Here is a 5,539-nt window from a genome sequence, read left to right on the forward strand (position 1 = left end):
CAACGCCGAGTGCAGCAGCGCCGTGCCGGCCAGCCAGGGCATGAAGCTGGCATTTTCCACCGGGTCCCAGAACCACCAGCCACCCCAGCCAAGCTCGTAATAGGCCCAGTAGGAGCCCATGGCGATGCCCAGCGTCAGGAATGTCCAGCTCAGCATCGCCCAGGGACGTACCCAGCGGGCCCAGGCCTGATCGATGCGGCCCGAAATCAACGCGGCAATGGCGAAGGAAAAGCAGACCGAGAAACCGACATAGCCGGCATAGAGCAGGGGCGGATGGATCGCCAGACCGATATCCTGCAGCACCGGGTTGAGGTCATTGCCCTGCAGCGGCGCCGGGAATACCCGCGCAAACGGGTTGGAGGTCAAAATGGTGAAGCCGGCAAACGCCGCCGTCAGCAGGCTCTGGGTGGCCAGCACCAGGGTCAGCAGGTCATGCGGCAGGCGGCGGCCAAAGGCTGCAACCATGGCGCCGAAACTGACCAGGATGAAGATCCACAGCACCATGGAGCCTTCGTGATTGCCCCAGACGCCGGAGATCTTGAAGATCAGCGGCTTGAGCGAATGGGAATGGTTCACCGCCAGCAGCAGCGAGAAGTCCGAGGTGACGAAGGCCTGGACCAGCGCCAGAAAGGCCACGGCCACCAGCACGAATTGCAGGATGGCGGCCTGGCTGAGTACCTGTGCAATGCGCGCGCCCGAGCGCCAGAACGCATAGCCGCCAATCGCGCCCATGGTGGCGATGGCAAAGGCCAGGATCAGCGCGAAATGGCCGAGTTCAATACTCACTGCGCCGTCTCCGGACGCCATTCGCCGCTGGCCTTGAGGGCGTCGACGACTTCCTTGGGAAGGTAGTTTTCATCGTGCTTGGCCAGCACGTTGGTGGCGGTGAACTGACCATCGGAGCCCATGCTGCCCTCGGCGACCACGCCCTGCCCCTCGCGGAACAGATCGGGCAGCAGGCCGACATAGCGGGCCGTCACGTCATTGGCGCCATCGGTGACGATGAACACATTGTCCTGCCCTTCCCGCACCCAGCTGGCGTCCTTGACCAGGCCACCGAGCCGGATCGGCTGACCGATGGCGATGTCGCGGGCCATGATGTCGGATGGCGAATGGAAAAACACGATCTGGTCGCGCAGTGCCACCAGCACCAGCGTGGTCGCCAGCGCCAGCACCAGCGCCAGCCCGGCGATGACCGCCAGCCGCTTCTGCTTGCGCGTCCAACCCGACTTGCGAACGCCGATGGGCATGGTCATGGCTTTGCTCCCTTGATGGTGAGGCCGGCGCCGAGCGCCAGCGTATCGAGTTCACCGCGATCGAAGGCCTGCGGATAGGCCGAAACGGCCTCGTCAAAGGCCGCCTGGGCCTTGGCGGTGTCGCCCAGCACCAGATAGGCGCGCACCAATTGGGTCCACTCCTCAATGGTGCCGCCCTGCTCGGCCAGTCGTGACGCGAGGCCCGACACCATGCCGGCGATCATCTCTGCTTGCTGATCATCGAGCGCGGCGGCCGGACCGTCAACCGGCTCGGCACCGTCGTTCTGGGCCACGGCGAGACCCTGCTGGGCGGCGGGCAGCCAGGGTTCATCGCCCGTCGACAGCGCCAGGGCGTCGTTCCAGGCGGCAATGGCGGCCGGATAGTCGCCCTGCCGTGTCAGTTCGGCAGCGATATAGAGCCGCGACAGCACATGGCGCGGGTCGCTGGCGGCAGCGGTGCGCAACAAGTCCATCGCCTCAGGCGAGCCCGCGCCCTGCGCCTCGAACATCAGCGCTTCGGCCAGATTGGTCTGCAGGTCGGGCGTCGGGCCGGACAGCGCGATGATGCGGCGATAGGCCTGCACGGCATCGCCAAAGCGACCCATTTGCATGTAGGCGGGGGCAATCACCGTCCAGCCGCGCAGATCGTCAGGATTGGCAGCCAGGGCGGCTTCGATGCGCACAATGGCCTGGTCCAGGTCAACCTCCTGGGTTGCACTCGCCGGCACCCGGTCGGCCAGTGGCTGCGCCGGCAGGTCGGGACTGCCCAGTTGCGCATAGACCACCAGAGCCAGCGCGGCGATGCCGGCCAGACCGGCCAGCAGGGGTGCACGACCCATTTCGGGGCGCAGCGCTGCGACCTGTTGCGTTTCCGCCTTGAGGCGCAGGATTTCGCGGGCCAGTTCGCCCTTGGCGGCCTCGGCGTCGGCGGCTTCCAGCTTGCCGGCGGCGAGATCGGCATCGATCCCGGCCAGCACAAGGCCAAAATCACGGTTGCCATCAGCCAATTCAGGCCCCGCTGCGTTGACCGTGCGCGAGCCCGCTGCGTAAAGAAGGGCAGCGCACGCAATGGCGGTAACAGCGATGGCGACAAACCAGAAAATCATGGGCCACGAATACTTAGCGCCGACGCACGGCAATATGGCCCCATCTATAACCGGAATACGGCGAAAAACCACAAAAACACGGACCATTGCGGGGGACGCATTGCCACAGGCCGGTGTGGCGGCATGAAGCAAAGCCGCGTCGACTTCGCCATTATCGGCGCCACGCCGCTGGCGCGCCTGCTGGCCGGGCTGCTGGCCACGGTGCATGGCAAGTCGGTGCTGTTCCAGGGCGCGAGCGTGGCAGGGCAGCGCCTGCCGCAGGGGCTCGATCTGTCGGTGGCGGCGATAACGCGACCGCAAAGCTGGGCTCTGCTGGCCCACACCGTCCCCGAGACCACGAGGCTGATCAGCAGGATCGGCAAGCGGGCATCAATGGTCCGGCTGGACCCGATCCTGTTCGCCGACGGGGCTCCGGGCAAGCAGGCGCTGGCCCATCTCCGCCACATGGCGGCGGCCTATGGGGTGGCGGCTGAGCGGACGCCGCTGCACTATCTCGGGCCGGACCGCGATGGCGTGATGCTGCGCGATGCGGTGCTGCTGCGCCGGGCCGTGCTGGAACCCGCCCTCGACAGCTGGATGGCGCAAAGCGGCGTAAAGCGGCTGCCGGTCGAGGTGCCGCTGCAGATCCAGTGGGACGGCCGGGCAGAATGCGTTCTTGCCGACGAAACCATCACCATTGGCCAAACCATCCTGGCCGATGATGCCGCCATCATCACCCATCTGGCGGGCACAAGCTGGCCGACGCTGCTGCAGCAGCAATTGGCCAGCACCATCCTGACCATCCCGCACCAGAAACTGGCGGCGCCAGTCCTGTGCCAGCTCGATAGCGGGGTGATGCTCAACCAGCTTGCCAGCGGGGGCATCATGGCGCACGGACCGGGTGCGATCGACACGCTGTCCCGCGCACTGGGCACGGCGCTGGGCCAGACGGGCGTCGTCCGGCAGGCCGGTCAAGCCAGCTTTCCAGGGGTGATCACCCGCGACGGCGCCCCGGCAGCCGGTCGCTTGGGGGGGACGGGCCCGGATGTGCTGGCCGGTTTTGGCGCCATCGGGGCGTTTCTGGCGCCGGCCATCGCCCGCTGGCTGTGCGGCCAGGCCAGCGCGTCGGAGAATGACTGGTTTGCCGCGCACCTGGTGGACCGAAACCATGCGGACAGCCGGGTCAGCGATATCGGAGCGCCACGATGAGGGGGCAGCCCAACAGGTTGGCCGCTGCCACCGCCGGACCACTGGCCGGCAGCGCCATTGATCGCGACCAGAAGCTGCAGTTCAAGCTGGATGGGCGCACGATCGAGGGGTTTGCTGGCGATAGCGTGCTCAGCGCCGTGCTGGCTGCGGGCATTGATACGGTCGGCCGCGGGGCCGAAGGACCGCTGGCGCTCTCCAGCCGGTTTGCGCCGGCCATTATTGCCGCCGCGCAGGCCAGTGATCCGCAGCGCGCCCTGGCGATGGAGCGGACCCCGATCACGGCGGGCGCCGAATATCGGACGCTGGCGCCGCGTTCGCGCTATGCGGCGCTGCATCGGCTGCGCAACCTGCTCGCACCGGGCACTTCATTGGGGGTGGATGTGCGCCGGGCCAACGCCATGGCCCTGCCCTGGACAGAAGGGATCGGCGCGGTCGAGACCCCCGCCGATCTTATTGTGGTGGGGGGTGGCGTCGCCGGCATGTCGGCCGCTATCGCTGCTGCCGATAGCGGGTTGAGCGTTATTCTGCTTGAGGCCTCGCCGCGTCTGGGCGGCTATGGCGGGCTGTTTGGCAGCCTGGACGGCGAGGAAACGCCCGAAGCGAGTTGGCTGCGGCTGGGTGCGGCCATTGCTGATTCTCCCGGCATTACGGCGCTGACCCACGCCGCCGTCTATGCGGCGCGGCCGGGTGCGGTGCGCGTTCACATCACCGACAAGGCCGACACCATGCCGTCGGCGCGGGTGGTGGATCTGCACGCCAATTACATCGTCATCGCCACGGGCGCGAGCGAGCGCCTGCCGGTCTTTGCCGGCAATCGGCTGCCGGGCATTGTGGGCCTGCGTGAGGCCTATGATCTGGCAAGGAACTATGGGGTGTGGTGTGGCCAGTCGGCGCTGTTCGCCACCGCCAGCAGCGTCGCCTATCGGCTGGCCATGCTGGCCCGCGACGCCGGCATTGCCGTGCCCCGCATCATCGATGCGCGGCCGCAGCCGCAATCGCGCTTTATCGAGTTCAGCAAGGCCTATGGCATCACCATGGCGCCTGGCACCATAATCGCCGAAGCCCGCCATGCGCCGCAGGGTGCGGGGTTGGAGGTCAGCCCGCATTTGGCCATGGCCGGCTTCGCCCACGAGGAGCCGACGCTGAGCGCGGACCGGCTGGTGGTGTGCGGGGGCTGGCAGCCAGATCTGGAACTCTGGCACATGGCGGGCGGCACCAGCCACTGGAACACGCAACAGCAGCGGCTCGAACCCGGTTCCGGCCCTCAGGGCATGGCCCTGGCCGGCAATGCGGCGGGCTATCTGGGCCATAGCGCCTGTCTGGCCAGCGGACGTGCGGCCATCAACCAGCTGCTCGACCGGCCGGCAGTGGCGGTCACGGAACGGCGCGTCGACCCGATCTACGAGACGGCGGACGCCCCCTGCCCGATCGCGCCGCCGAGCGAGCAGGCTGTTGCACCCAGCTTTCTCGACGCTGGCCATGGCGCGCTGGCCCGTCCGCGCCCGGCGGCCACACGCTGGTTCGGCTGGCTGCCACTCGTGCCCAGCACGTCAGCGTGGAATTTGGCAGATGTACCGCAGGCGCTGACGACGCCCGATATCGCCGCTGGCGTGCAATTGGGGCTGATTGCTCCCGACAGCGCCGGCGCGGTGGCGCAGGAACGGGTCGCCATGGTCACCATCGCAACCCGCTCGGGCAGCAGCGAGCCAAGCTCGCCGCCGGATATGGCGCCGCTGGTGCCAGGGTTTTTGACCGGCAGGTTCGGGCCTGAAGTCGAGCTCTGGTTGATCGAGCCCGAGGACCGGCGCGCGCTGGAGCCGGGTGCGCTGCTGCAGCGTGATAGTGACAGCGCCGATCCACAGGCCGCAATTGGCGTGGTGTTGCGGGCGGTCGAGAACGGCAGCATTGCGCTGCTTGCGGCGCCCTTCGCCCGGGCCGGTCGCACTGCCGCGGTGCGGGAACAGGGCCGGGCCATTCCGGTGCGACTGA

At 67.7% G+C, this 5,539-nt stretch carries 5 protein-coding genes; 2 read left to right on the top strand and 3 right to left on the bottom strand.

What is annotated here, in order from left to right:
• The 3 genes from Q8O80_RS07865 to ccmI all read right to left on the bottom strand — a co-directional run.
• A partial coding sequence (locus Q8O80_RS07865) for a heme lyase CcmF/NrfE family subunit (protein ID WP_305578683.1) occupies nucleotides 1-786 on the bottom strand: 786 nt, incomplete at its 3' end.
• On the bottom strand, nucleotides 783-1,256 hold the full coding sequence (gene ccmE, locus Q8O80_RS07870) for a cytochrome c maturation protein CcmE (protein WP_305578685.1): 474 nt from the start codon (nucleotides 1,254-1,256) through the stop codon (nucleotides 783-785). The genes ccmE and Q8O80_RS07865, both read right to left, overlap by 4 nt.
• Nucleotides 1,253-2,362, bottom strand: a complete 1,110-nt coding sequence (gene ccmI / locus Q8O80_RS07875; RefSeq protein WP_305578687.1) for a c-type cytochrome biogenesis protein CcmI — start codon at nucleotides 2,360-2,362, stop codon at nucleotides 1,253-1,255. Before ccmI ends, ccmE begins: the two co-directional genes overlap by 4 nt.
• Before the next feature lie 123 nt (nucleotides 2,363-2,485).
• Here ccmI and Q8O80_RS07880 point away from each other — a divergent pair, with 123 nt between their 5' ends.
• Both Q8O80_RS07880 and Q8O80_RS07885 read left to right on the top strand, forming a co-directional pair.
• Nucleotides 2,486-3,550 carry a hypothetical protein gene (locus Q8O80_RS07880; protein WP_305578689.1) on the top strand — a complete coding sequence of 355 codons (1,065 nt, stop codon included), beginning with the start codon at nucleotides 2,486-2,488 and terminating at the stop codon, nucleotides 3,548-3,550.
• The coding region (locus Q8O80_RS07885) for an FAD-dependent oxidoreductase (protein ID WP_305578691.1) at nucleotides 3,547-5,539 on the top strand (1,993 nt) is incomplete at its 3' end. The genes Q8O80_RS07880 and Q8O80_RS07885, both read left to right, overlap by 4 nt.

It is taken from the genome of Devosia sp., assembly GCF_030689745.1.
In the GTDB taxonomy this organism is placed as follows: domain Bacteria; phylum Pseudomonadota; class Alphaproteobacteria; order Rhizobiales; family Devosiaceae; genus Devosia; species Devosia alba.

Bases quoted from the DNA above. Each gene is read 5' to 3' on its own strand.
- ccmI (WP_305578687.1), bottom strand. From the start codon at position 2,362: ATGATTTTCTGGTTTGTCGCCATCGCTGTTACCGCCATTGCGTGCGCT.
- Q8O80_RS07880 (WP_305578689.1), top strand. From the start codon at position 2,486: ATGAAGCAAAGCCGCGTCGACTTCGCCATTATCGGCGCCACGCCGCTG.
- ccmE (WP_305578685.1), bottom strand. From the start codon at position 1,256: ATGACCATGCCCATCGGCGTTCGCAAGTCGGGTTGGACGCGCAAGCAG.